The following is a 23934-nucleotide window of genomic DNA, read 5'->3' as shown; positions in this document are numbered from 1 at the left end:
CCAATCGTCCTCCCGGTCAGACCTCGGGGCAATCCATGACGAGCACCGCGGAGGTCACCGGGACCACCGGCGCGCCCACGGAAATGCCGCTGACCTGCACGTAGTAGGCGCCGGGAGTCATTCCGCCGAATTTGATCGTCATGCTCTCGGAGATCGCCGGGCTGCGTGATTCGACCTGTTTGCCGTTCTCGTCGATCAGCGCCACCTTCAACGCCCGCGGGGTCGTGTCCTTCAGCTCGACGGTGACCTCGAGGTCCTCCCCGGCCAGCGCCAGGTCGGGCACGATGAGCTGCGGTTCCGTCGCGGTGACGTTGCGCGGGATGATCGTTTTCGAGGTCAGGAACGACTCGACCATGTCCAGCACCGTCGAGTTGTCCTGCAACGACGTGTGCTGCTCGACGACGCGGTGCAGCGTGTTCGACGACAACGTCAGCCCCTTGCGCGCGGCCCCGACCATCGGCACGGTGGCGTCGCCGTAGAGCTCCTCGCCCTCGTAGTCGCGATAGCAGGTCACCTTGCCGTCGGCGATCTTCGCGGTCGTGGCCGTGGGTTGCTTGCCGCCGAGGATCGCGTAGGTCTGGTCGGCGAACGAGTCGGTGAGCGCGCCGTGGAACGCCATCGCGTCGGCGACCATCTTCGCGTCGAGCTCGGGCAACGTGGTCTCGGTCGTCTTGACCAGGCCGTTCGGTGACGCGATGCACGCGTACTCGGGCATCAGCTGGTGCAGCGAGGGCAGCGACCTGGCGAACTCGGTGAGGTCGATCGCGAGCGGCCCGAGGCCCTTGCGCACCCCGTTGACCAGCTGTTCCAACGCCGACGCGGCCCCTCGGTAGGGCGTGCCCATCGTGATCAGCTTGGCCGTGCGCTCGGCCATCCCGCACTGCTCGATGCACCAGCGCGCGACCAGGCCGCCCATCGAGTGGCACACGAAGCTGACCTTGGCGTCCGGACCGAGCTTGTCCAGCGCCTCGTCCACCTTGCGGGCCAGCAGCGCGCCGTTGTAGCGGTTCGACAGGCGCCAGTCGTAGGCGAAGAGCAGGAGGGTGCCCTTCTCGACCGCGTAGCCGAGCGAGTTCAGTCGTTTGGTGACCCGGTCGTAGCCCTTCAAAGGCGTCCAGATGCCGGGGATGACGTGCAGGTCCGACATCAGCGCCACGGGTTCGATGCCGTCGCCGGGGTGCTCGTCGCCGATGCCCGCCGGCAGCCTGAGCCGCTTCAGGCTGCGGCCCAGCGTCAGGACGGCCTTCAGCGCCGCCTTTCCGGACACCTCCCAGACCATGCCGTCGCGGTCCTTGAGCGTGCTGCCGAGAATGCCGGGCAGGACGACGACCAGGTGGTTCATCTACGACTCCGCTCCCTGGGGTTCTTCGGCGAGCTTGCGGATCAGCGTGAGCAGCTTGAGGTTCGCGGGCACCAGGAACGTCAGCTCGTGGATCCACGCCAGGCGCTGGTCCGTCGGCGGCAACGCCAGCCGTGTGTCGCCCGCCCTGGCCCGCGCGACCACCTTGTACAGCGCGGCCAACGCGTGGGGCTCCACCGCCGTGACGGCCTGGGTGAGGGCTTGGGGTGTGGCGCCCGCCGCCAGCCCTCGCAGGATGTCCGTCGTGCGGTCCGGGCTTTCCAGCGCGTCGAGCACGAGGTCGAGCACGTCCGAGTCCTCGTCGGCCAGCAGCAGCAACGCGTGCACGGGCCGGTTGTCGCGGACGTTCTTGAGCACTTCCTTGTCCAGCAGCTCCTCCCGGCGCGTCGCGAGCAGTTCGCGGCGGCGGGCGGGGGTGGCGTCGACGAACTCGTCCGCGAGGCTCGCCAGCAGCCACGGCCGGTACGCGAGCTGAACGCCCTGCTGCTGCGCGGTCGTGCGGCGCGACTGGATGACCTGGGCCTCGGTCAGGCTCGTCCCGTACAGCGCCTCGGTGACGGCGACGTCCGCGTCGGTCGACAGCAGTTCGGGGTGGTCGAGCAGCACCGCGCGTTCCTCGGCGTACGAGCGCGCGAACACCCACTTGCGGGCGGTGGCGAGCAGCGACCGGTCGACGGTCAGCCAGTCCGGCGAGGTGTCCCACGGCCACGGCCCGCTGTCGTAGTGGCGGCGCGCGATCTCGTGCACGTCGTGGATTGCCTGCCGGGACTGGCCGACGTGCGTCAGCGCCTGGCACAGCCACTTCGCCGCGGCCGGATCGCCCGCCTTCGTCGACGCGGCCCGCAGCATCAGCAGTGTCGCGAGGTGCGCTCCGGTGAACCGGGCGGTCACGCGGTCCCAGGTCTCGTCGACGATCTCGGGCTGTTTGAGGCCGGCGCAGATCGTGTCGAGCGTGAACAGCGCCGCCGCCAGCGTGGAGAGCCTGTCGGTGTTCTCCAGGCAGACCTCGATGGTCCGCAGCCCGGTCGCGAGCGCTTCCCGGGGCTTGTCGGCGTCGCGCTGGCGGCGCATGAGGTTGTGCAGGGCCTGGCCGTGCACGCGCAGCCCGTCCGCGAGGTCCGCCGCCTGCCTCGCGGCGGTGAGCGCCTCGTCCTTTCGATTGATCATGCTGTACGAGACGCTCAGGCTCAGCGCTGCGTCGGCGAGCTGCGGGCGGAACGCGGCGTGGCGGCCGAGCGTGCCGCTGATCTCCGCGGCCTGGCCGGTGATGCGGCCGGCCTCGAACAGCCTGCCCAGCGCGAGGTAGTCGCGGCTCAGCTCGACGAGCGCGCTGACGAGGTCGGCCAGGAAGACCGGGTTCGTCTGGGCGAGGGAGTAGTAGAGCTCGACGGCCTGCTTGGAGCGTTGCATGGCCTCGTAGCGGCGGCCGGTCTCGCTGCAGCGCGCGGCCAGGGACGTCATGGCGCGGGCGAGCGGGGCGTCGGAGTCGGTGGAGCCGGCGGTCTGGGTGGTCGCGGCGGCCACCGCGTCCCTCGCCGTGGACAACGCTTCGTGCCTACGGCCCAACATCGCGTAGATCTCGCTCAGATCCACTAACGCGCCGCTGAGGTGTGCGGCGTAGGTCGGGTTGTCACCGCCGTGCATCGTCGTCTTCGCGATGCGTTGCGCAAGCCGTTTGTGCGTAAGGGTTTCCGCTGTCGTCGGAGTCGACGCGACCAGCTCGCGGTACCGCACGACAGCTTCCTCCGCGGGTGCCACGGCCTGCTGCAACCGGCCTGCCTCCCGGTACCGCCGGCCGAGCTTGTTGAGCACGAAAGCCAAGTCCGCCAGGTACATGCGGATCGTCGGCACCAGTGTGCGGAAGTTGGCGGCGGCCTCCTCCAACGGGTCGAAGGCCTCGTCGCCGCGGCCCCAGTGCGTCAGCTCACCGGCCGCCGTCGTCGCGGCGAGCGCGATGTCCGGTACGAGCATCGCGTTCATCTGCGCGAGCTCGCGCAACCCGTCCAGGGCCTTCGCGCCCGCGTGCCCGCAGTGCCGCCACGCGTACTTCCACAGATAGCCCGGCACGTCCGGCGGCACACCGGCTTCCATCCGCTGCCGGTACAACCTGATGAGCGCGCACGCCACCTTCTCCGCGCCGGGCGCGAACACGACGTCCTTGCTCGGCGCGAACTGCGGCCTGAGGTGATCCGCGAACGTCTGGTGCGTCAGCTTGAATACGGCCGTGCCTTCCTCGCCGTCCTGCACGATGTGACGGCCCAGTTCGGTGAGTACGGCGGTGATGTCGTCACGGCTGAATTGCTCGCCGGACAACGCTTCAGCGACCGCTCGCCACTCCTCCTCGGGGAATCCCGCGCCGTAGCTCCACGTCAGCGCGGTCAGCAGCGCACGGGCAGACGGCACCTTCGCGAGCTCACGGTCGAACGCCGCGTCGAGCGACAGCTTGAGATCGGCGCCACCGTCGGCGAGCACCTGGTCCGTGATCATCCACGCGGTCAGGAAGGGCAGCTTCGCGAGTTCGTCCACAGTGGACTGCGAGGCGCTCGGTCCCAGCCGTGCCAGCACGTACTCGCGGACATCGGCCGCGTTGTCGGCCGCGTCGAGGTCGAGGGTCTCGACCGGCGACAGCTCGGTCAGCAGCGGCGCACCACCGGCGACCCGGTGTGCCTGCCGCGTCGAGACGATCACGACGGCGTAGCTCGCGAGCTTGGTCAGCAGCGAGGTGGCGATCGAGAACGACTCGCCGCGCGCCTCGTCCAGGCCGTCGATCACCAGCACCGGCGGCGACGTGAGCGTGCTGACGACACCGACCAGCTCGGCGGCGCTGCGGCGTGACCCGTCGGGCTCGGGGATCAGCCCGGCCCCGACCAGCTGACGGCTCAGCAGGTCGGCCACGCGGTCGGCGTCCATCGCGCGGGCGTGCACGGCGGCGTCCACCGAGTCTGGTCCGGGGTCGGCGTGCCGGAACGACGGCCCGGCGGTCAGCAGCAAGTCGCGTTCGGCTCCGTTGGAGAGGCTCACGACCCGGCCGACCACGGCGGACTTGCCCGTGCCAGGCGACCCGGTGACCACCCGCAGCCCGGGGATACCGCACTTGACCCAGCTCACGACCTTGTCGACCTGGGCGGTGCGGCCGGTGAACCACGAGCGCCCGTCCGCCGAGTCACCACCTCTCGCGGCGAGCAGCAGGTGCTTCACGACCGTGTTCGCGGCGTAGAGAGGGTTCGGCAGCATCGGCTGTGCAGAGCCGTACTGCATGAAGCGCGGCCGCTGGACGTCGCTGTCCCACGCGTTCAGCAACGCCGTTCCCACCGCGCCACCGTCAACGAGCGCCGTGCGGTCGCTCCACCGCCGCGCGTCCTCATCAGCCGTGGGACCAGCACGCAGCAGCTTGCGCAACTGGCCGCCGAACAGCCCGTCACGCGCCGTCTCGACGCTCGAACACGACACCAGCACGCCCGCCCAGTGCACCTGGCCCGCCAGCAACTCCTCCTGGACCGAGGCAACCGTGCGAACAGCCTCATCCAGCTGGGCGCCCGAGTAGCAGGCGTCGATGATGATGAGCACCTGGTGCGCGCCCGACGCGGCACACCACAGCGCGAACTCGTGCAGCATGATGCCGTCGAAACGACCGTCGTTGTCCCTGGCCAGGAGCCTGAGGTTGTTCGCGACGGGGATCGCGTGCCCGCTCCACAACGCCACCAGCGCGCCACCGTCCTGCGGCGTCCGGCTGAGCGCCTTCATCTGCTCGCGGATCTGGGCCTCGGTAGGGTCGGCCAGCGGCTCGCCCTCGTACCCCTTGAGCAGGGCACGCAGCTCCCGCACGTCGCTCACGGCGTGCTGCAGCGGCTGCACCAGCTCGTAGGAGCCGACGCCGATGCCGACGAACCTGCCTCTGACCCTTTCCTGCATGCTGCACAACCCCCTGTCCTCACGTCGCTGCAGGACAGGGGGTGTTACGCCGGTTAACTCACACGGACGAACCCCGTTCGGTGGATCGCTCGGGGCCTGTCGGCGGGATGGGTGCGGGCGAGGGTGGAGGGCCTGCCGGGGTGGTGTGCTCAGGGCAGGAGGCGGTGAGCCTGTCCAGGCGGTGATGCCCAGGCGGGGGCGGTGCGTCGGGTCCGCTGGCTCAGGCGAGCCGCCCGCCGGGAATCGACTCGGCGAGCTCGCCGTCCCACCTGGACGTCGTCGCCAGGCAGGTGGGGTTGCGTCTCACCAGCCGCCAGCCGCCAGCCGCCAGCCGCCAGCCGCCAGCCGCCAGCCGCCAGCCGCCAGCCGCCAGCCGTCAATGGCGACAACCCCTGCCCAGACGGCGCTCCCAGGCAGGAAGCGGTGCATCGGTCACCCGCCCCCGGAGTCGGCTGCCCAGCTCGCGGTCCGGCGGCACTCCCAGGCAGGAGTCACCTCACGCCGTCGAATCACCCTCCCTGACAGCACTCTTCTCGGCATCACCTCGAGGCAACTCACCCGCCGGCTTGTCCGCCGGTGCGTCGACCGCCTTGTCCGCGCGCGCCTCGACGGCCTTGTCCGCGGCCTTGTCCGCCGGTGCGACGGCGGGCGTTTCCGCCGGTGTCTCCGCAGGCTTGCCGGCGGGTTGGTCGGTGAGGGTGTTGCGTTCGAGGAACCGCAGCAGCTCCACCGGGAACGGCAGCACGAGCGTCGAGTTCTTCTCGGCCGCCACCTCCACGATGGTCTGCAGGAGCCGCAGCTGCAGGGCCGCCGGCGTCTGTTCCATGGTGCCGGCCGCCTCGGAGAGCTTCTTGGACGCCTGCAGTTCGCCGTCCGCGGTGATGACGCGGGCGCGGCGTTCGCGTTCGGCCTCCGCCTGGCGGGACATCGAGCGCTTCATGCTCTCCGGCAGGGCCACGTCCTTGATCTCGACGCGGTCGATGTCGATGCCCCAGGCCAGCGCCGGGGTGTCGATCATCAGTTCCAGGCCCTGGTTGAGGTGTTCGCGGTTGGACAGGAGGTCGTCCAGCTCGCTCTTGCCGATGATCGACCGCAGCGACGTCTGGGCCACCTGCAGCATCGCGAACCGGTAGTCCTCGACGTTGACGACGGCCTTCGCCGGGTCCTGCACCTTGAAGTACACGACGGCGTCGACGCGCACGGTGACGTTGTCGCGCGTGATGCCGTCCTGGGCCGGCACGGGCAGGGTGACGATCTGCAGGTTGACCTTCCTGAGTTGGTCGACACCTGGGATCAGCATCGTCAGCCCCGGCCCGCGCACGCCCTGCTGGAGCTTGCCGAACCGGAACACCAGTCCCTGTTCGAACTGTTTGATCACTCTGGCGCTCATGGCGAGGCCGAGGCCTCCGAACGCGACCAGTCCGCCGAGGATTTCCAAGATCATGAGACCCGCCCTTCACCGGCGAATGCCCTTGATCTCCAACGGTACGCCTGGGGTCTGACAATTACCGGCAGCTCAGCACGGGGTTAGCCCAGTCGGCGTGGTCCCAGGCGTTGCCGTCACCTCCGTCTGACACCCGGAACGTCAGCACCGCTGCTCCACTCGTGTCGACTGAGAGAGGCAGCGCCGCGCTCTGCCCTGTCAGCACAGGGCTTTGGTAGACCGACTGGCCGTCGCGAAGGACCTCGAACCGGACGCTGCCGCTGCCGTTCGTCTCGTCGTCGACGCCGATCGTGGCGGTCAGCGCGGAGCACTTGCCGCCCGCGTAGACCTGGAACTCGGATTCGGCGTGCGCGCCGACGCCCACGGAGAACTTGGCGCCCCGGATGCTGATCTGAGCGCCGTCACCGCCGGAGTTCTCGCCGTTGCTGCGGTCGCGTTCGATCGGGCCCCAGCCGTTGCGCTCGCTGAGGAACGGCAGCGACGACACCGCCGTTTCCCCGCTCGGCGCGGGCGGGGTGGCGGTGAAGTCCTTGGTCGCGGTCGTGGTGGCGCGGCCCGACCTCACCTCGGCGAGCACCGGGCGGGTGCCGGTCTCGCCGCCGTAGCGCCTGATCGTCACCTTCGCGGAACCGCTGGTGAGGTCGACGGTGCCGGGGGAGACCGACCAGCCCTCGGGTGCGGAGAGCGTGGCCGTGGTGGTCCCGGGGCACGGCTGGGTCACCACGAGTTCGGCCTCGACCTGCTCACCCGGTTCGAGAGCGGTGTCGGCGGCCCGCAGTTCGGCCGACGGCGCACAGGTGACCTGCCGGCCGAGCTTGCCCGTCGCGGCTTCGGCCGGCGTGAGCGGGCGCAGCAGCACGGAGTACGCGTACTCGTTACCCGCCTCCACCTGGTACTGCGGCAACGGCTCGTGGAACGTCTCGCTGACGCCCGTCACGCGGTGTGCCGCGTGCAGGGTGGTCCAGCCGTCGTTCTTCTTGAGCGCGAACGGGTACGGCGCCCGGTCGAGGTCGTCGTACTGCGAGACGCGGACGTCCAGGTCGCCCGCGACGAGCAGACCCGCGCGGCCGTTGGACAGCGTCGCCCAGCGGGTGTCCGCGTGGTTGCCGAAGTCCTGCGGCTTGTAGTAGTCGTTGAACTCCCGGTCCACAGTGGACTGGTAGACGCCGGCCGGGTTGCCGGACCTGCGGTCGTCGTAGTTCTCGCCAGGACCGCGGCCGTACCAGGTGAACTTCTGGTACTCGGAGGGAACCTTCAGGGTGAAACCGATGCCGGGCAGGTAGGACAGGTCGCGCATCTTGCCGCGAGCCGCGACCCGGTGGCCCACCTGGATCTCGCCGTCCCCGGTGATCCGGTAGGTGAAGGTCTGGCCGAACGACGAGTCGGAGACCGCCTGTGCGGTGGACCGAGCCGTGATGACCGTGTCAGGGCCGTCCGAGGTGACCGTGACGCTCGACGGCGTGGTCTGGAGCCGGTCGAGGCCGTTGCGGTACCAGGCACCGTCCTCGCTCATGAACTCGTTGGACAGCGGGGCCCGCCAGGCGTCCAGTTCCGGTCCTGTCTTCAGCAGCTCCGTGCCGCGCACTCGCATCGACGTGAGCGTGCCGGACTTCTTGCCTACCACGTACCGGAAATCCTTGCCGGACACCACGATCTCGTTGTCGTTCGTGGAAGTGGTGAGCTTGCCCGGCGCACCGGGAGCGTGCAGACCGGCGATCTGCGTGCCGCCCAGCGGGAACTGGGCGATGCCGACGTCGTTGCCCCGCCGGTCGGTGGCGCGGACGGTCAGCAGGCGTTCGGTGCGGGCCCCGAAGTCCGGCAACGTGATGGTGCCCGGCTGGAGCCTGCCGCGGTGCTGGGCGATCGTGCGGCCGTTGTCCTGCACCTGCCAGCGCAGCTCCAGGTCGTCGGTACCGGTGAACTGACGCTCGCTCTCCACAGTCAGTTTGTTGTCGGAGAACGAGAACCGGATGGGGGAGTGGACCGCCGTCAGCTCGGTGGTCTCCGGCTGCGGCCTGCGATCCGCCCACACCACGCCGTCGACGCCGCCGGTGCCCGAGCCGTAGGACTCCTTGCGGCCCTTGTCCTCCAGCCGCTCGAAGTCGAGCGCCAGGACTGCCGTCTTGGCAGGGTCGGCGGCGAGCTCGGCGTCGGTCAGGGCGCGGTGGTAGACGCGGACCTGGTCGATCGTGCCGCGCGCCATGCGGGTCCGGACGTTCTCCTGCATGGTCTCGGCGTTGCGGCCGATGTTGACCGGCCAGTGCGACCGGTCGATCGTGCCGGTGTAGGCCGTGGCCCCGACCTCACGGCCGTCGATCAGCAGCCGCAGCTTTGTGCCGTCGAACGTGCCGGTGACGCGGTGCCAGTTGTCGTAGAAGTCGGCCGGCACTTGCGCTTCGACCGTGCGCCACGTGCCGCTGTAGATGAAGAACTGCAGCGTGGTCTCGTTGGCCATCTTGAGCGCGTACTGGTGGTCGCCCTTGGAGATGACGGTGAAGTCGCCGGTCCACGAGGCGGGCTTGACCTGGGCGTCGAGGGTGAGCCCGGCGGACACCTCGTCGAGCTTGCGGTCGCGGTAGACCTCCACGAAGTCGTCGAGTCCGCTGAGCTGCAACGCTTTGCCGTGCGGACCGTCCACGTGCGACGGTTTGCCGCTCAGCCAGGTCAGGATCCCGTTGGCCTGGTCAGGGGTCGTGAACAACGGCAGCGCGATGTTCTGCTCGGCCCAGTCCCAGATGAAGCCGCCCTGCACCTGCGGATAGGCCCGCACGACGTCCCAGAACTCCTTGAAGTTGCCGAGACTGTTGCCCATCGCGTGCGCGTACTCGCCCATGATGATCGGCTTGGTCGTGGTCTTCGCCTTGGCTTCCAGGCTCGCGGGCGACGGGTAGCGCGGGCCCCAGACGTCCGCGAACGGCGCGTCACCGTCGGGGGAGTTCGGCTGGTGGTAGAGCGGGCGCGTGTCGTTCTTCTTCGCGTACTCGGCCATCGCGTAGTGCGCCTTGCCGAGCCCGGCCTCGTTGCCGGTGTCCCACATGATCACGCTGGGGTGGTTCTTGTCGCGCTGCATCATCGCGACGAACCGGTCGTGGAACGCGTCCTGCCACTCCGGACGCTCGGCCAGGCAGTTGTCCGGGCAGCCGTCGTGGTGGTGGGTCTCGATGTCGACCTCGTCGTCGATCATCAGGCCGTTGCGGTCGGCGAGCTCGTAGAAGTACGGGTCGCTCGGGTAGTGCGAGGTGCGGACCGCGTTGATGTTGAACCGCTTCATCAGCTCGACGTCTTTGTCCTGGTCAGCGCGGGTGACGTAGCGGCCGCCGTGCACTGAGGTCTCCGCGCGGTTGGTCCCTCGGAACACGACGCGCTTGCCGTTGATCTTGAGCTGTTTGTCGACGATCTCGATCTTGCGGAACCCGACGGGCTGCCTGCCGGTCTGGATCACCCGTCCGTCTTTGACCAACTCGATGCGGAGCTCGTAGACGTTCGGCGTCTCGTCGGTCCACTTGAGCGGGTCGGTCACCTTGCCGTCTCGAATGGCGACTTCGCGGCCTTGGGGGTCGAACAGCCTTGTCCGGACGGTGTGGCCTTCCGCCGGGCCGCCGATCTTGACGTCCGCGGTGATCGTGGCGTCGCGGTACTGGGCGTCCAGGTCCGTCTTGACGGTGACGTCCTGGAGGTAGGTCTTGGGGGTCGTGTAGAGCCAGACCTCGCGGAAGATGCCGGAGAACCGCCACTGGTCGTAGTCCTCCAGGTGGGAGCCGGAGCCCCAGCGGTGGACCTGGACCCTCAGGGTGTTGCGGCCGGCCTTGAGCCTGGTCGTGATGTCGAACTCGGCGGGGGTGTAGCCGCCCTGGTCGTAGCCGACGTACGTGCCGTTGAGCCAGACGAGATAACCGCTGGTCACGCCCTCGAACCTGAGCAGCGTGCGGTCCCAGTTCGCGGGCAGGTCGAACGTCTTCTCGTAGACGCCGGTGGGGTTCACGTCCCGGGGGATCGCGGGCGGGGCGTCCGGGTACATCTCGGTGGGGATGTTGCGGAACATCGGGTGGTCGAGGAAGTCGGTCTGCCACGTGTGGGGGACCTGGACCGTGCGCCAGCCGTCCGCGGTCTCTCTGACGTCCTCGGGCTTGTCGAACATCCGGATGCGCCAGTCGCCGTTGAGGCTCAGGCGGCGCTCGGGCTTGAGATCGGGGTGCGGGGCTTCCTGGTTCTCCCCCGTCATGCGCGGGTTCTCCAGGTAGGCCAAGGCGTTCGGCGGGTCGGCCTGGGCGGCCGCCGAAGACGTCACGGGGGAGAGGAACAGGGCTGTCAACGTGGCCACAACGACACGAAGCATGCCCTTGGACGCTAGGGACGCGATGACAACGTCGTCAACGAATGTCCGATCTTTCTGTCCTGATGGCCCGTGGGGTGGTAGTCCCAACAGCCGGAATGTGCACTGCATACGGCGGCACGCGTTAGTGTCGGACTCATGCAGACCTGGTCATCCATTCCTGTGCCGCGGGTTCCGGGGGACCCCCGCCCGCTGCGGCTGTTCGACACGGCTACGGGCGAGGTTCGCCCCACGGCTCCAGGAGACACCGCCAGGTTGTACGTCTGCGGCATCACACCGTACGACGCGACGCACCTCGGCCACGCCGCCACCTATCTGGCCTTCGACCTCGTTCACCGCGTCTGGCTCGACAACGGCCACAACGTGCACTACGTCCAGAACGTCACCGACGTCGACGACCCGCTGCTCGAGCGGGCGATCCGGGACAAGGACGACTGGGTCGTCCTCGCGATGCGCGAGACCGCCCTCTTCCGCGAGGACATGGTGGCCCTGCGCGTCCTGCCGCCCCAGGACTACGTCGGCATCGTCGAGGCGATCCCCGAGATCGTCGAGGTCGTCGCCAAGCTCCTGAGCGACGGCGTCGCCTACCGCGCCGACGACTCCGAGTACCCGGACATCTACTTCTCGCACGACGCCACGGGCCGGTTCGGCTACGAGTCGAACTACTCGTCCGAGGAGATGACGAAGCTCTTCGCCGAACGCGGCGGCGACCCGGACCGCGCGGGCAAGCGCCACCCGCTGGACGCCCTGTTGTGGCGGATGAAGCGCCCCGGCGAGCCCGCGTGGCCGTCGGAACTGGGCGAGGGCCGCCCCGGCTGGCACGTCGAGTGCAGCGCCATCGCCCACAACCGCCTCGGCATGGGCTTCGACGTCCAGGGCGGCGGCTCGGACCTGATCTTCCCGCACCACGAGTACTCGGCCGCCCACGCCGAGGCCCAGACCGGCCAGCACCCGTTCGCCCGCCACTACGTGCACGCGGGCATGATCGGCCTCGACGGCGAGAAGATGTCGAAGTCGCGCGGCAACCTGGTCTTCGTCTCCAAGCTGCGCGCGGAGAAGGTCGACCCGAACGCCATCCGCCTGGCGCTGTTCGCGGGCCACTACCGCTCGGACCGCACCTGGACGCCGTCGCTGCTGGACGAGGCTCTGGAGCGGCTGGCCAAGTGGCGCCGGGCGACGGACCTGGACACCGGTCCGTCCGCTGTGGACACCGTGACGCGGCTGCGCGACCACCTGGGCAACGACCTGGACACGCCGCGCGCTCTCGCGGCCATCGACGCGTGGGCCGACGAGGCGCTGTCGCACGGTGGTTCGGACAAGCACGGACCGTCGCAGATCCGCACCGCCGTGGACGCGCTTCTGGGCGTGGACCTCTAACGGTCAGGCGTGATTCCAGCTGAACAGCCGGGTGAACACCCCGTGCTGTTCCAGGCTGTGTTCGTGATGCACCACCGCGATCCGCTCGACCAGTTCGGCGGTCGCGGTGGTGTCGATCCCCGGCAGGTCCTCGGGGTCCGTGCCGGTCTCGCCGCACCACCGCAGCACGGCCTCCGATCCGTTGACCGAAGCGATGAACGGGCGCTGCTCGCGGTGCTGCCAGGCCTTCGCGATCTCGTCGAGCATGCCCTCGGTGATCATCCGCTCGGCCCGCGCGCGCAGCCGGTCCAGATGCGCGCGTTCGCCGGTGAGCGGCAGCACCGTCGTGACGAGGCGGAACGGAAAGCGGCCCCGGCAGGCGGCGAACCTGCTCAGCAGTGAGATGGACCCGCCTTCCACCACCACGTGCTCGTGCTCCCTGCTCAACGCCTCGACCTTCCGCAGCAGCGCGTGCGCGGCCTCGTGAGTGGGGTAGTCACCGTCCGGCACGGTCCGATCGACGAGGTCGTGGCGTCGCTCGCCCTCCTGCCGGGCGCTCGTGACGAGCAGGTCGACGAAGCGCTAGATCCGATCGGCGACGACGACCGGTACGTCGTGTCCGGCGGCGATGTTCATCGCGACATCGGATTTCCCCGCGCCGGCCGATCCGATCGCCGCGCCACAATGGACCGGTGATGGAGCAGGCACGGCGCGAACTGGCGCGCATGCGGGAGTCGACAGCGGCGTGGCAGGAGCTCGAGTACCAGCAAGCCAAGGACGCCGAGGACCTCGACTACGACGTCAACGAGGTGCACCGCGCGTTGGTGCTGTGGGCGTTGCAGTACGACCGCAGGCCCGAAGACCTGCCCCTGCTGCGGTTCCTGGCCGAGCAGGAGGCGCAGTGCCGCCGGAACGCACCGTTCCAGGGCCTGGGCGAGCAGGCCGAGCTGGCCGGGTTCCTGCTGGCCGAGCACCGGCAGCCCGACGACGTCTGGCGCCAGTACGCGATCAAGCGCGCCAACTTCGACACCTGGTGCGGGTACGACCGCGAGTACGTCTTCGCCGCGGGAGTGCGCGCCACGCTCGACGTCGTGCGGGCGAGTGATCACCCCGAGCGCGACGAGATGCTGCAGTTCTTCGGCGAGACGGACCTGGACGACGACGATCTGGAGCAGTGGGCGGAAAGCAAGCGGGAGTGGTTCCCGCGCGACCCGGACGACGAGGACGCGCTGACGTGGGTCGAGCGCGCCAAGCTGGCGGGGGAGACGGAGCTGGCCCGCGCGGAGCTGGACCGGTGGGCACGGGATCGGCCCCGGGACGTCGGCACCCTGAACCAGTTGCGGTACGAGCTGGCGAGTCTGGGCGCGTTCGCGGAGGCGGCTCAGGCACAGCGCGAGGGCCTGGCGTTCGCGGAAACCGGCTGGGACCTCGCGTCGGGGTGGCAGAACCTGGCCGAGCTCGAACGCAAGGCCGGCGACCACCGTGCCGCCTGGGAGGCGTTGAAGGAGTGCGGGAAGGCCCTCGAAGGCGTGGACGGCTGGCAGGAGGTGGGCCTCGGCCGCCAGTACGTGGAGGAGCTGTTCCTGCTGGCCGGGGTCGCCGAGATCGGGCTCGCCCGCGAGGTGTTCGCCGAGGCGCAACGGCAGGCGCGCCACGTGCCGAGGCTGCCTCCGGTGGTGCAGACGGCCGCGAAAGAGGCGGCGGACCGGTTGCGGTGAAAGGAGTGGCGAGCCCGAGACGGAAGTGTCGTCAGGTCACGCCAGGCTGAACACGTAGGTCGCCAGCACGATGCCGGAGGTCGCCTCGCGAGACCCGTTCGTGTACCACCGCTCGGTGGTCGTGGTGGTCTGGGGGATGAAGGTCGTCGAGATGGCCTCGAACTTCCACCCCTCGGCCTCGACCTCGTTCAGCATCTGCGTGTGGTTGTTGCTCCTTCTCGTCACGGTGGCCATGCCAAGGCTGGACCTGGCTGACGTGCTCTCGAGATCGATGGAGATCTGGAAGAGCTTTGCTCCCTCTTCCTTGGCGGTGCGCGCCTGACCCGCCGGTGAGGCAGCGAAGCGCGCCGCGGCGGCCTCCGCTGCTCGCCGCTCGTCGGCGGCCCTCTTGGCAGCGATCTCCTCGGGCGTCTTGCTGAAAAGTGCCATGTGAAATTCCCCAGATGGTGCGACAGGCTCGGTGTGCAGCGGGCTTGTCGGGCAGCCGTCGTATCTCGTTACAAACACCAGCGGGCACGCCGACCAAAGGAAACCGCCCCCGAGGCGGAAGCGCCGGGGGCGGTCTCGTTCAGCGGAGAACAGCTCAGACGTCGAGCGTCCAGCTGTTCAGCGTGCCGGTGTCCAGGAACGCCGCGTCACGCACTCGCAGCGTCCAGGTGCCGTTCGCGGCCTCGGAGGAGAGGTCGCGGGTGAACGTTTCCTTGATGTTGTCGGTCGAGCCGCCGGACCGGTTGTGCAGGTTGTAGACCGTGCCGTCGGGCGCGAGCAGGTCGACCACGAGGTCGCCCTTGTAGGTGTGGTTGATGTCGACCTTGATCGTCGCCGTGGCCGACGCGTTGCCCGCGCAGCCCGAGATGGCGATCGTGCTGGTCACGGTCTGCAGGTCGCCGATCGTGACCGGCGTGGAGTTGGTCTTGGCGTCACAGCCGCCACCCACTGGGTTGACCGTCCAGGTGAAGGTCGTGGTGCCGGTCTTGCCCGCCGAGTCGGTCACCGTGGCCGTCACCGTGGAGGTGCCCGCCGTGGTCGGGGTGCCGGAGATCGCGCCGGACGCGTTCGCCGACAGGCCGGCCGGGAGACCGGAGACGGACCAGGTGTACGGCGGGGTGCCGCCGGTGGCCGCCAGCTGCAGCGACACCGGCGTGCCGACCGTGGAGGTCTGGTTGCCGGGGTTCGTCACCGAGGGGTTGCCCGGCTGGGGGGTGCCGAAGAGCGTGTAGAGCAGCTTGTTCGGCGAGCCCGTGCCGGGGTTGGTGATCTTGTTCGGCGTGGAGGCGGCGCTCAGGCCGGCCCACACGGCGGCCGGGCTGTCGGTCGTGTGCGTGGCGAGCCACAGGGCAGCCGCGCCCGCGACGTGCGGGGTGGCCATCGACGTGCCGGAGATGGTGTTGGTCGCCGTGTCGTTGGTGTTCCACGACGACGTGATGTTCTCACCGGGCGCGAAGATGTCCGTGCAGGTGCCGTAGTTCGAGAACGAGGCGCGCGCGTCGTTGATGGTCGACGCGTTGACCGTGATCGCCTCGGGGACGCGTGCGGGCGAGGTGCTGCAGGCGTCGGTGTTCGAGTTGCCGGACGCGATGGCGTAGGTGATGCCGGCCGCGATGGAACGCTTGACGGCCGAGTCCAGGGTGGTGTCCCCGCCGCCGCCGAGCGACATGTTGGCGACAGCGGGCTTGATCGCGTTCGCCGTCACCCAGTCGATGCCGCCGACGACACCGGCGGTGGTGCCGGAGCCCTGGCAGTTCAGCACCTTGACGGCGACGACCTGCGCGCCCTTCGCGAGCCCGTACTGCGAGCCCGCGATGTTGCCGGCGACGTGCGTGCCGTGGCCGTTGCAGTCGCTGTTGTTGCCGTCACCGGAGGTGTTGGTGCCCCAGGTCGCACGGCCACCGAACGTCGTGTGCGTGGTGCGCACACCGGTGTCGATGATGTACGCGTGCACGTTGGACGCCATGGTGTCGTACTGGTAACTGTTGCTCAGCGGCAGGTCGCGCTGGTCAACGCGGTCCAGACCCCACGACGGCGGGTTCTGCTGGACGTCGAGCAGGTGCACCTCGGCGTCCTGCTGGACGTAGGCGACCTTCGGGTCCGCGGCGAGCTTGGCCGCCTGCTTGGCCGTCATCTTCACCGAGAAGCCGTTGAGCGCGTGCTGCCAGACCTGGTCGACCTGGCCGCCGTACTTGGTCGCCAAGCCCGGCGCGGCGGCCCTCGACGCCGTGTCGGCCTTGAGCGAGACGATGTAGCTGTCCTTCACGACATCGGCGCGGTCGGCGCCGAGAATCGTCCCCACGTTTTCCTGAGCTGAAGCAGCGGGCACCACAGCGGCGGCCAGACATAGGGCAGCGGCGGCGGTGAGTCCCGTACTCAAGACTCTTCGCATGGCAGGGTTCTCCCTCGTGCAGGGAACAGGGTGACCCGCACGTTAGACCTAAACCGCAGGTCAGAGGGATACGCCGTCGAGTGCGAACTGTTGACAGATTTGACATTTCGTGTCAATACGGACGGTCGCTCTCCGTCACGGAAATAGGCTGAGAGAACGCATTTGAATTCCCTATATCAACCCGAACGCCGAGAGGTCCACCCTCGATCGGCCCTACCGTCCGGTAGGCAGCACGACATAGCGTCACCCAAACGGAGGAACGAACTGATCGGGCAGTTCGGCCGCCTGGGGACGCCATGCTTCCGGTGTCGTGCGGGCTGTGTTGCAGCACAGCCGATCTCCTCATCGCGGTTGCCCGGTCCGGCGTTACACCGGCCCTGCAGAACCTGAAAACTGAGGAGAAATGCCTATGAAGCGCATGGCTGTCGCGGCAGTCGCCGTGCTGGCGGGTGCACTCGCGACGACGGTCTCCCCTGCCGCCGTCGCCGCTGAAGGACCCTCCGCCGACCTGCTCGCCGCGATGCAGCGCGACCTCGGACTGAACGCCCAGCAGGCGGCGGACCGGCTGCGCCAGGAAAGCGCGGCCGCGGTCCTGCAGCACGTCGCCAAGGGGTTCGCGGGCGACGAGTTCGGTGGCGCGTGGTTCGACGCGTCCATCGGCAAGCTCGTCGTCGGCGTGACGGACGGGGCCAAGGCCGACCGGCTGCGCAGGCTCGGTGCCGAGCCCCGCACGGTCGCGCACAAGGCCAGTGACCTCGACTCGGCCAAGGCTCAGCTCGACGCCGAGAAGGCTCCTGCCGAGGTCACCGGCTGGTACGTGGACACTCGTGCGAACGCGGTGACGATCACGGTGAAGCGCGGTCAGGCCGGTGCGGCGAAGTCGTTGGTGGAGAAGGTGGGCACGCTCGCGAAGGTCGTCGAGACCGACGAGGCGCCGCGGGTGTTGAAGGACATCCGCGGTGGCGACGCCTACTACATCAACAACGCCGGACGGTGCTCCGTCGGCTTCGCGGTGCAGGGCGGGTTCGTCTCCGCCGGTCACTGCGGGTCGCCGGGCGACACGGTGGCCGGGGTCGACAAGACCGCGCTGGGCCAGTTCGAGAAGTCGTCCTTCCCGGGCAACGACTACTCGTTCGTCCGCGCGAACTCGGCGTGGACGTCCACGGCCAAGGTGAACCACTACGGCGGCGCCGACGTCGTCGTCTCCGGTCACACCGAGTCCGCGGTCGGCGCGTCGATCTGCCGTTCCGGCTCGACCACGGGTTGGCACTGCGGCGAGGTCCAGGCCAAGAGCCAGACGGTCAACTACCAGGAGGGCTCGGTCAGCGGTCTGACGCGCACGAACGTGTGCGCGGAGCCCGGTGACTCGGGTGGTTCGTGGGTCAGCGGCACGCAGGCGCAGGGTGTCACCTCGGGTGGCTCCGGCGACTGCACCAGCGGCGGCACGACCTACTTCCAGCCGGTCAACGAGATCCTCTCGACCTACGGTCTGACGCTCGTCACGGGCTGACGTTCACGATGAAGGGCTCCTTCATCCACCTCGCGTGGTTGAAGGAGCCCTTCGCCATTTTCAGCCTTCGCGTTCTTCCAGCCACTTCTCGCGGTGCGTGCGCCAGCGGTCGAGCATCGAGCCGATCTCTCCGTGGCAGAACCGGAAGAACTCCCGCGTCTCGTCCAGCCGCGTCCCCGCCTCGGTGTCCGACCCGAGCGCCTGAACGCCCTCGCTGAGCACCTCGTCGATCATCACCAGCATCTGGTCCTTGCGGAACGTCGCCTCGTACCAGACGTTGTCGCGCATCCGGTAGACGTCCCGGCGCGATCCCGGCTCCCGCTCGCGGCTGACGATCTGGACCGTGGTCAGGTAGCGCACCGCGCCCGACACCGCCGCCGGGCTGATCTGCAGCAGATCGGCGATCTCGGCTGCGGTGAGCCGTCCTGAGTCCGTCGTCAGCAGCGCCGCGAGGATGCGAGCCGGCATGCGGGGCACGCCGGTGTCCGCCAGAATCCCGCCGAAGCGTTCGACGAACTGGCTCACCGCCTGCGTGTCACGCTGTGTAGCTCTCGTCACGGCGGCATCATCCCCTTTCGTCAGCCGATCGGGCAAAATTTACGTCCTTCACGAAGTTGTGAAAGAAGTGTAGCTTACCGGGCATGACATCTGCGATATCCGTGTCGGGCCTGGTCAAGACCTTCGGTCCGACGCGTGCACTGGACGACCTGAACCTGGACGTCCAGACCGGTGAGGTGCACGGCTTCCTCGGCCCGAACGGGTCCGGCAAGTCGACGACGATCCGGATCCTCCTCGGCCTGCTGCGTGCCGACTCCGGCACCGCGCGGCTGCTCGGCGGCGACCCGTGGAAGGACACCGCAGCCCTTCACCGCCGCCTCGCCTACGTCCCCGGCGACGTCAACCTCTGGCCCAACCTGACCGGTGGCGAGGTCATCGACCTGCTCGGACGGCTCCGCGGCGGCTTGAACAAGCAACGCCGCGAGGAGCTCCTGGAGCGCTTCGAACTGGACCCGCGCAAGAAGGGCCGCACCTACTCCAAGGGCAACCGGCAGAAGGTGGCGCTGGTCGCCGCGCTGTCTTCGGACGTCGAGCTGCTGATCCTCGACGAGCCGACCTCGGGCCTCGACCCGTTGATGGAGGCCGTCTTCCAGGACTGCATCAACGACGAACGCGAGCGCGGCCGCACCGTCCTGCTCTCGAGTCACATCCTGGCCGAGGTCGAGGCGCTCTGCGACCGGGTCTCGATCATCCGCAACGGCCACATCGTCGAGACCGGCACGCTCGCCGACCTGCGGCACCTGACCCGCACGTCGATCTCCGCCGAGCTGGCCGGACCGCCGAACGGGCTGACATCGATGGCCGGCGTGCACGACCTGGTGGCCGAGGGCAACCGGGTCAAGTTCGAGGTCGACTCGGACAAGCTCGACCCGGTGCTCAAGCAGCTCGTGTCGTCGGGCGTGCGCACGCTGACCTCGCAGCCTCCCACGCTGGAAGAGCTGTTCCTGCGCCACTACGAGGACGCGAAATGATCGGCACCTGGCACCTCGTCCGGCTGGCACTGCGCCGCGACCGGATCCTGCTGCCCGTCTGGGTGATCTTCCTCGTCTTCACGACGTTGTCGACGACGACCGCGCTGGAAGAGCTCTACGGGACGGAACAGTCGAGGGCGCTCCTCGGTGCGACAGCGAACGCCAACTCGGCGTTCCTCGCGATGCTCGGCCCGTTGCACGACTGGTCGACGCTCGGCGGCTTGGTCGTGTGGCGCTGGGGCGTGTTCGCGGGCCTGTTCGTCGCGATCATGGCCATGCTGGTCGTCACCCGGCACACGCGCGCCGAAGAAGAAGCGGGCCGCACGGAGCTGATCGCTGCGACGGTCGTCGGTCGGCACGCACCGCTGGCCGCCGCGGTGATCGTCGCGGGCGGCACGAGCCTGCTGATCGGCGTGCTGCAGGCGGTGGTGCTGATCGGCAAGGGACTGGACCCGGCCGGTTCGTTCGCGTTCGGCCTGTCCACGGCTTCGGTGGGACTGGTCTTCACCGGTGTCAGCGCGTTCACCGCGCAGCTGTCGGAGAACTCGCGCGTGTCCAACGCGATCGCGGGCGGGTTCCTCGGCGTGACCTACCTGCTGCGCGCCGCCGGTGACGCGGCGGGGGAGTCCGGTCCGCAGTGGCTGACCTGGTTCTCGCCGATCGGCTGGACCGAGCACGTGCGGTCGTTCGCCGACAACCGGTTCTGGGTACTCGGCATCTCGCTGGCTTTCACCGTGGTCCTGGTCGGCGTCTCCGCGTGGATCGTGACGCGCCGGGACGTGGGGCTGGGCTTGCTGTCCGCGCGCCTCGGGCCTGCTCACGGCACGATCGGTACGCCGTTCGGGCTGGCCTGGCGGCTGCAGAAGGGCTCGCTGATCGGCTGGTCCATCGCGCTGCTCGCGGTGGGCGTGATCTACGGCAGCGTCGCCCAGGCCGTCGGGCAGATGGTGCAGGACAACCCGACGCTCGGGCAGATCGTCAGCAAGATCGGCGGTGCCGACGCGATGGTGGACGCGTTCTTCGCCACCGTCACGCAGCTGCTGGGCCTGATCTCCTCGATCTACCTGGTCCAGGCGGTGCTGCGGCTTCGTTCGGAAGAGACCGCGTTCCGTGCCGAGCCGATCCTGGCCACGCCGGTCTCGCGCTGGGGCTGGGTGGCGTCGCACGCGGTGTTCGCCCTGGTCGGCGGCGCGGTGGTGCTGGCGGCGGCGGGACTGGGTCTGGGCCTGGTGTACGGCGCGCAGACCGACGACCTCGGCGGCGTTCTGCCGCGGATGATCGGCGCGGCACTGGCCCAGCTCCCCGCCGCGTGGGTGATCGCGGGCGTGGCACTGCTGTTGTTCGGGCTGTTCCCGCAGCTCACGGGCGTCAGCTGGGCCGTGGTGTCGGCGGCACTGGTGATCACGCTGCTCGGCCCGGCGCTGGGGCTCGACCAGTGGGCGCTCGACGTCTCGCCGTTCACGCACGTCCCGAAGTACCCGGACATCACCGCGGGGCCGCTGCTGTGGCTCACCGGGGTGGCGGCGGTGCTCCTGGCTGCGGGGTTCGTCGGGTTCCGGCGCCGCGACCTGACCACGTGATGATCGCCGGCACGGTGACCAGCAGACCGGCCGGCACGAGAAACCCCAGCAGCGGATGGGACTGGTAGAGCGGGACGAACGCCAGCGGGGCCACGGCAGCGCCCATGAAGCGCAGTGACTGCACGACACTGACGCTGCCACCCCTGTTGGCGTTCTCGCTCTGCAGCACCAACGCGTTGAGGCTCACGAGCACACCCTGAGCGGCCGCCCCGGTGAGCGCCCACGCGACGACCGCGATCGCCGCCGACGGCGTCGTACCCACCGCCGCCACGAGCCCCGCGCCGAGCGTCGCCCCGACGACGACCGTGGTAGCGGCGCCGAACCGGTCGATGGCCTTGCCGATCTGCCTGGCGGTGAGGAACCCGACGATGCCGAACCCGGTCAGCAGCACACCGCGTTGTCCCGCGCCGAGACCGAACACGTCGTCCAGCCGGAACGCCACGAGGAACGACAGCCCGCCCAGACACCCCCAGCACACGAAGGCGACGACGGCCGGCTTGAGGGTGCTGGGCACGAACGCACTGCGCAGGCTTGCATCGCGCTCCGGCTCGGTGTCGGTCTGCGGCACGCCCAGGACCGCGAGTGCGACGGCCACCACCGAGATCACGACGAACGCCAGCCGCCAGTCGATCTCGGCGGCCAGCCCTCCGACCAGCGGCGCGCTCGTCTGCCCAGCGGCCTGCATCGACCCGAACAGCCCGAGCGCGCGGCCGAGCTTCTCCTTCGGCGTCGAGGCGGCGATCACCGCGAGCAGCACCGGCGTGGTGAACGAGTTCGCCGCGCCCTGCAGCGCCCGGGAAGCCAGCAGCACCTCGAAGGTCCACGCACTCGCGGCGAGCGCGGACGCGATGGCGTAAGCGATGTACGCGATGCGGACGGTCCGTTGTGGACCCCAGCGTTGCGCGAACGTGCCGGACGCCAGCATCAGCACCGCGAACGGCACGAGGTAGAACGTCAGCGTCGAGGCCGCCGCACCCGGCGAGCGCCCGAAGGTGCTGCCGATCTCGGGCAGGATCGACGTCGTGATGGCGCCGCCGAACGGCCCGATCAATGCGCCGGCGTACAACCCGGCACGTGCCAAGCGGCCCACGGACACCTCCGCCGCTCACCCTAGTAGGGGAGCGGCGGCGATGGTTGCCGGAGCTAAGTTTGTTCGGTCTCGATGCCCGTGGCGAACCGCCGGGTTGACGGAGGAGACACGAGTCGCACTGGTGGGAGTCGGCCAACAGCACGCCGCCGCCCCACGCCCTATGAGCGCTCACCACACACCGCTGCTCGTCACCGCAGTCGATCGGGCGGGCAGGTCGCTTGCGGCGGTAGCCGACCTGGCCTGCACGTTCCGAATCGTCGTGGCGATGCTGCGCTCGCGCGGCCGGTGTTCGTTCGACGAGGGACCGCTCGACGGTCAGCTTGGTTTGCGCTCACGCTGGTGCCATCTGCGCTCGATAGGCACGCTCTATGGGCACGCACCACACACACGACGTCGGCCGGGTACCCCCAATTTCAAGTCTAGTGAGGTGGTCCGACGGGATCGGTGTACGAGATCGGCTTGCCGGTGGCCTGGGCATAGGCGATCTCCCGGCTCGTGGACTCGCCGACATACCCGCCGGGGTTCACGACCAGAACCCGGTCAGCCAGGTCGATCTTGCGCAGGTGGAGAGCGTCCACCACGGCCCTCTGCTCGTCGGTGATCAACCCGTCGGCTTCGCTCGGCGCCACGACGATGACGCCCGCGAGGGTCAGTTCACGGTTCGCCGCACGCATCTCGTCCGCGAACCGGGTGGAGCCGCAGATGCAGACGATCTCAGGTCGGTCGGGCACGGCTCAGCCTTTCAGCGCGCGAAAAAGCCGTCCCGGTCCAAATGAACCGAGACGGCCTGGTGGAAACCCTAGTCAGCGAGGACCGGGCGACGGCCAGCCCGGGCCGCGCCCGCGCCGCCGCAGGTACCGCTCGAACTCCGCCGCGATGTCGTCACCGGAGGCCTCGGTGATCTGGATGGCCGCGTCCCCGCGCTCCTCCAGCGCGCGCACGTAGTTGCGCACGTCCTCGTCCTCGTCGGCCATCTCGCTGACCGTGCGCTCCCACTCCTCGGCCTGCTCCGGCAGCGCGCCGAGCGGGACCTCGATGTCGAGGACCTCCTCCACCCGGTGCAGCAGGGCCAGCGTGGCCTTGGGGGACGGGGGCTGCGAGACGTAGTGCGGGACGGCGGCCCAGAACGAGATCGCCGGGATGCCCGCCTGCACGCACGCGTCCTGGAACACGCCGACGATGCCGGTCGGGCCCTCGTACTTCGAGTGCTCGAGGCCGAACCTCGTGGCTGCGTCCGGGTCGTAGGCGGTGCCGGTGACCGGCACGGGACGGGTGTGCGGCGTGTCCATGAGCAGCGCGCCCAGCGTCACCACGGTCGTCACCCCGAGGGCGTCGATGTGCCCCAGCAGCTCGGCGGCGAACTTGCGCCACCGCATGTTCGGCTCGATGCCGTGCACGAGGATCACGTCCACGTCCGAGCCGGGAGGCCGGCACACCGACAGCCGCGTCGTCGGCCAGTCGACCCTTCGGGTGACACCGTCCACCATTCGGACTGTGGGTCGCGTCACCTGGAAGTCGTAGTAGTCGTCCGGGTCGATCTCGGCGAGCGGGGTGGCGTCCCAGGTGAGTTGCAGGTGCTCGATCGCGGTGCTCGCGGCGTCGCCGGCGTCGTTCCAGCCTTCGAAAGCGCAGACCATGATCGGACTCGTGAGCGGAATGCGCGGGTTCGAGGGGGTCGGGGATTCCTGGGACGGATCGTTCACGGCGCCAGACTACGGCCTC

At 69.2% G+C, this 23934-nt stretch carries 17 protein-coding genes; 6 read left to right on the top strand and 11 right to left on the bottom strand.

Going from position 1 to position 23934, the window contains the following annotated elements; genetic code table 11:
- Positions 1-16: 16 nt before the first annotated feature.
- The 4 genes from ABZ345_RS42595 to ABZ345_RS42580 all read right to left on the bottom strand — a co-directional run bounded on the left by ABZ345_RS42595 (position 17) and on the right by ABZ345_RS42580 (position 11052).
- Positions 17-1342: a hypothetical protein gene (locus ABZ345_RS42595; RefSeq protein ID WP_359860653.1), complete on the bottom strand. Its 1326-nt coding sequence runs from the start codon at positions 1340-1342 to the stop codon at positions 17-19.
- Positions 1343-5272 (bottom strand): caspase family protein, encoded by a 3930-nt coding sequence (locus ABZ345_RS42590; RefSeq protein WP_359860651.1) that lies wholly within the window; start codon positions 5270-5272, stop codon positions 1343-1345.
- A gap of 496 nt (positions 5273-5768) precedes the next feature.
- Positions 5769-6716, bottom strand: coding sequence for a slipin family protein (locus ABZ345_RS42585; RefSeq protein ID WP_359860650.1), 948 nt, complete (start codon positions 6714-6716; stop codon positions 5769-5771).
- 61 nt (positions 6717-6777) lie between these two features.
- On the bottom strand, positions 6778-11052 hold the full coding sequence (locus ABZ345_RS42580; protein WP_359860648.1) for a glycoside hydrolase family 2 TIM barrel-domain containing protein: 4275 nt from the start codon (positions 11050-11052) through the stop codon (positions 6778-6780).
- 135 nt (positions 11053-11187) lie between these two features.
- Here ABZ345_RS42580 and mshC point away from each other — a divergent pair, with 135 nt between their 5' ends.
- Entirely contained in the window at positions 11188-12426 is a 1239-nt protein-coding gene (gene mshC, locus ABZ345_RS42575) for a cysteine--1-D-myo-inosityl 2-amino-2-deoxy-alpha-D-glucopyranoside ligase (RefSeq protein ID WP_359860646.1), read from the top strand.
- Positions 12427-12429: 3 nt separating this feature from the next.
- On the opposite strand, the gene ABZ345_RS42570 is transcribed toward mshC, so the two are convergent.
- Entirely contained in the window at positions 12430-12915 is a 486-nt protein-coding gene (locus tag ABZ345_RS42570) for an isopentenyl transferase family protein (protein ID WP_359860645.1), read from the bottom strand.
- Positions 12916-12933: 18 nt separating this feature from the next.
- Here ABZ345_RS42570 and ABZ345_RS42565 point away from each other — a divergent pair, with 18 nt between their 5' ends.
- Positions 12934-13101: a hypothetical protein gene (locus ABZ345_RS42565; RefSeq protein WP_359860644.1), complete on the top strand. Its 168-nt coding sequence runs from the start codon at positions 12934-12936 to the stop codon at positions 13099-13101.
- Entirely contained in the window at positions 13101-14123 is a 1023-nt protein-coding gene (locus tag ABZ345_RS42560) for a hypothetical protein (protein ID WP_359860643.1), read from the top strand. Before ABZ345_RS42565 ends, ABZ345_RS42560 begins: the two co-directional genes overlap by 1 nt.
- 36 nt (positions 14124-14159) lie before the next feature.
- Here ABZ345_RS42560 and ABZ345_RS42555 read toward each other — a convergent pair whose 3' ends face one another.
- Positions 14160-14552: a hypothetical protein gene (locus ABZ345_RS42555; RefSeq protein ID WP_359860642.1), complete on the bottom strand. Its 393-nt coding sequence runs from the start codon at positions 14550-14552 to the stop codon at positions 14160-14162.
- Positions 14553-14706: 154 nt separating this feature from the next.
- On the bottom strand, positions 14707-16503 hold the full coding sequence (locus tag ABZ345_RS42550; RefSeq protein ID WP_359860641.1) for a S8 family serine peptidase: 1797 nt from the start codon (positions 16501-16503) through the stop codon (positions 14707-14709).
- A gap of 409 nt (positions 16504-16912) precedes the next feature.
- Between ABZ345_RS42550 and ABZ345_RS42545 the strand changes: the two genes are divergently transcribed.
- Positions 16913-18013 (top strand): S1 family peptidase, encoded by a 1101-nt coding sequence (locus tag ABZ345_RS42545; protein WP_359860640.1) that lies wholly within the window; start codon positions 16913-16915, stop codon positions 18011-18013.
- A gap of 60 nt (positions 18014-18073) precedes the next feature.
- On the opposite strand, the gene ABZ345_RS42540 is transcribed toward ABZ345_RS42545, so the two are convergent.
- Positions 18074-18571 carry a MarR family transcriptional regulator gene (locus ABZ345_RS42540; protein ID WP_359860639.1) on the bottom strand — a complete coding sequence of 166 codons (498 nt, stop codon included), beginning with the start codon at positions 18569-18571 and terminating at the stop codon, positions 18074-18076.
- Between the two features lie 83 nt (positions 18572-18654).
- Here ABZ345_RS42540 and ABZ345_RS42535 point away from each other — a divergent pair, with 83 nt between their 5' ends.
- Entirely contained in the window at positions 18655-19542 is an 888-nt protein-coding gene (locus ABZ345_RS42535; protein ID WP_359860638.1) for an ABC transporter ATP-binding protein, read from the top strand.
- A complete protein-coding gene (locus ABZ345_RS42530) occupies positions 19539-21122 on the top strand; it encodes an ABC transporter permease (protein ID WP_359860637.1) in 1584 nt (527 codons plus the stop codon). The genes ABZ345_RS42535 and ABZ345_RS42530 overlap by 4 nt, the downstream gene beginning before the upstream one ends.
- On the opposite strand, the gene ABZ345_RS42525 is transcribed toward ABZ345_RS42530, so the two are convergent.
- From ABZ345_RS42525 to ABZ345_RS42515, 3 genes are all read right to left on the bottom strand, one after another.
- Entirely contained in the window at positions 21052-22212 is a 1161-nt protein-coding gene (locus tag ABZ345_RS42525; RefSeq protein ID WP_359860636.1) for an MFS transporter, read from the bottom strand. The two genes, ABZ345_RS42530 and ABZ345_RS42525, sit on opposite strands and share 71 nt — an antisense overlap.
- Positions 22213-22631: 419 nt before the next feature.
- Positions 22632-22943 (bottom strand): hypothetical protein, encoded by a 312-nt coding sequence (locus ABZ345_RS42520; protein ID WP_359860635.1) that lies wholly within the window; start codon positions 22941-22943, stop codon positions 22632-22634.
- A gap of 72 nt (positions 22944-23015) precedes the next feature.
- The gene (locus tag ABZ345_RS42515; protein ID WP_359860634.1) at positions 23016-23915 is read right to left on the bottom strand and encodes a PAC2 family protein; all 900 of its coding nucleotides are present in this window, start codon (positions 23913-23915) and stop codon (positions 23016-23018) included.
- Positions 23916-23934: the final 19 nt, after the last annotated feature.

The sequence above is a fragment of the Lentzea sp. NPDC005914 genome (assembly GCF_040629405.1).
GTDB lineage: Bacteria > Actinomycetota > Actinomycetes > Mycobacteriales > Pseudonocardiaceae > Lentzea.
Note: the sequence above shows the minus strand (reverse complement) of the source record. Positions and strands in the feature narration are given on the sequence as shown.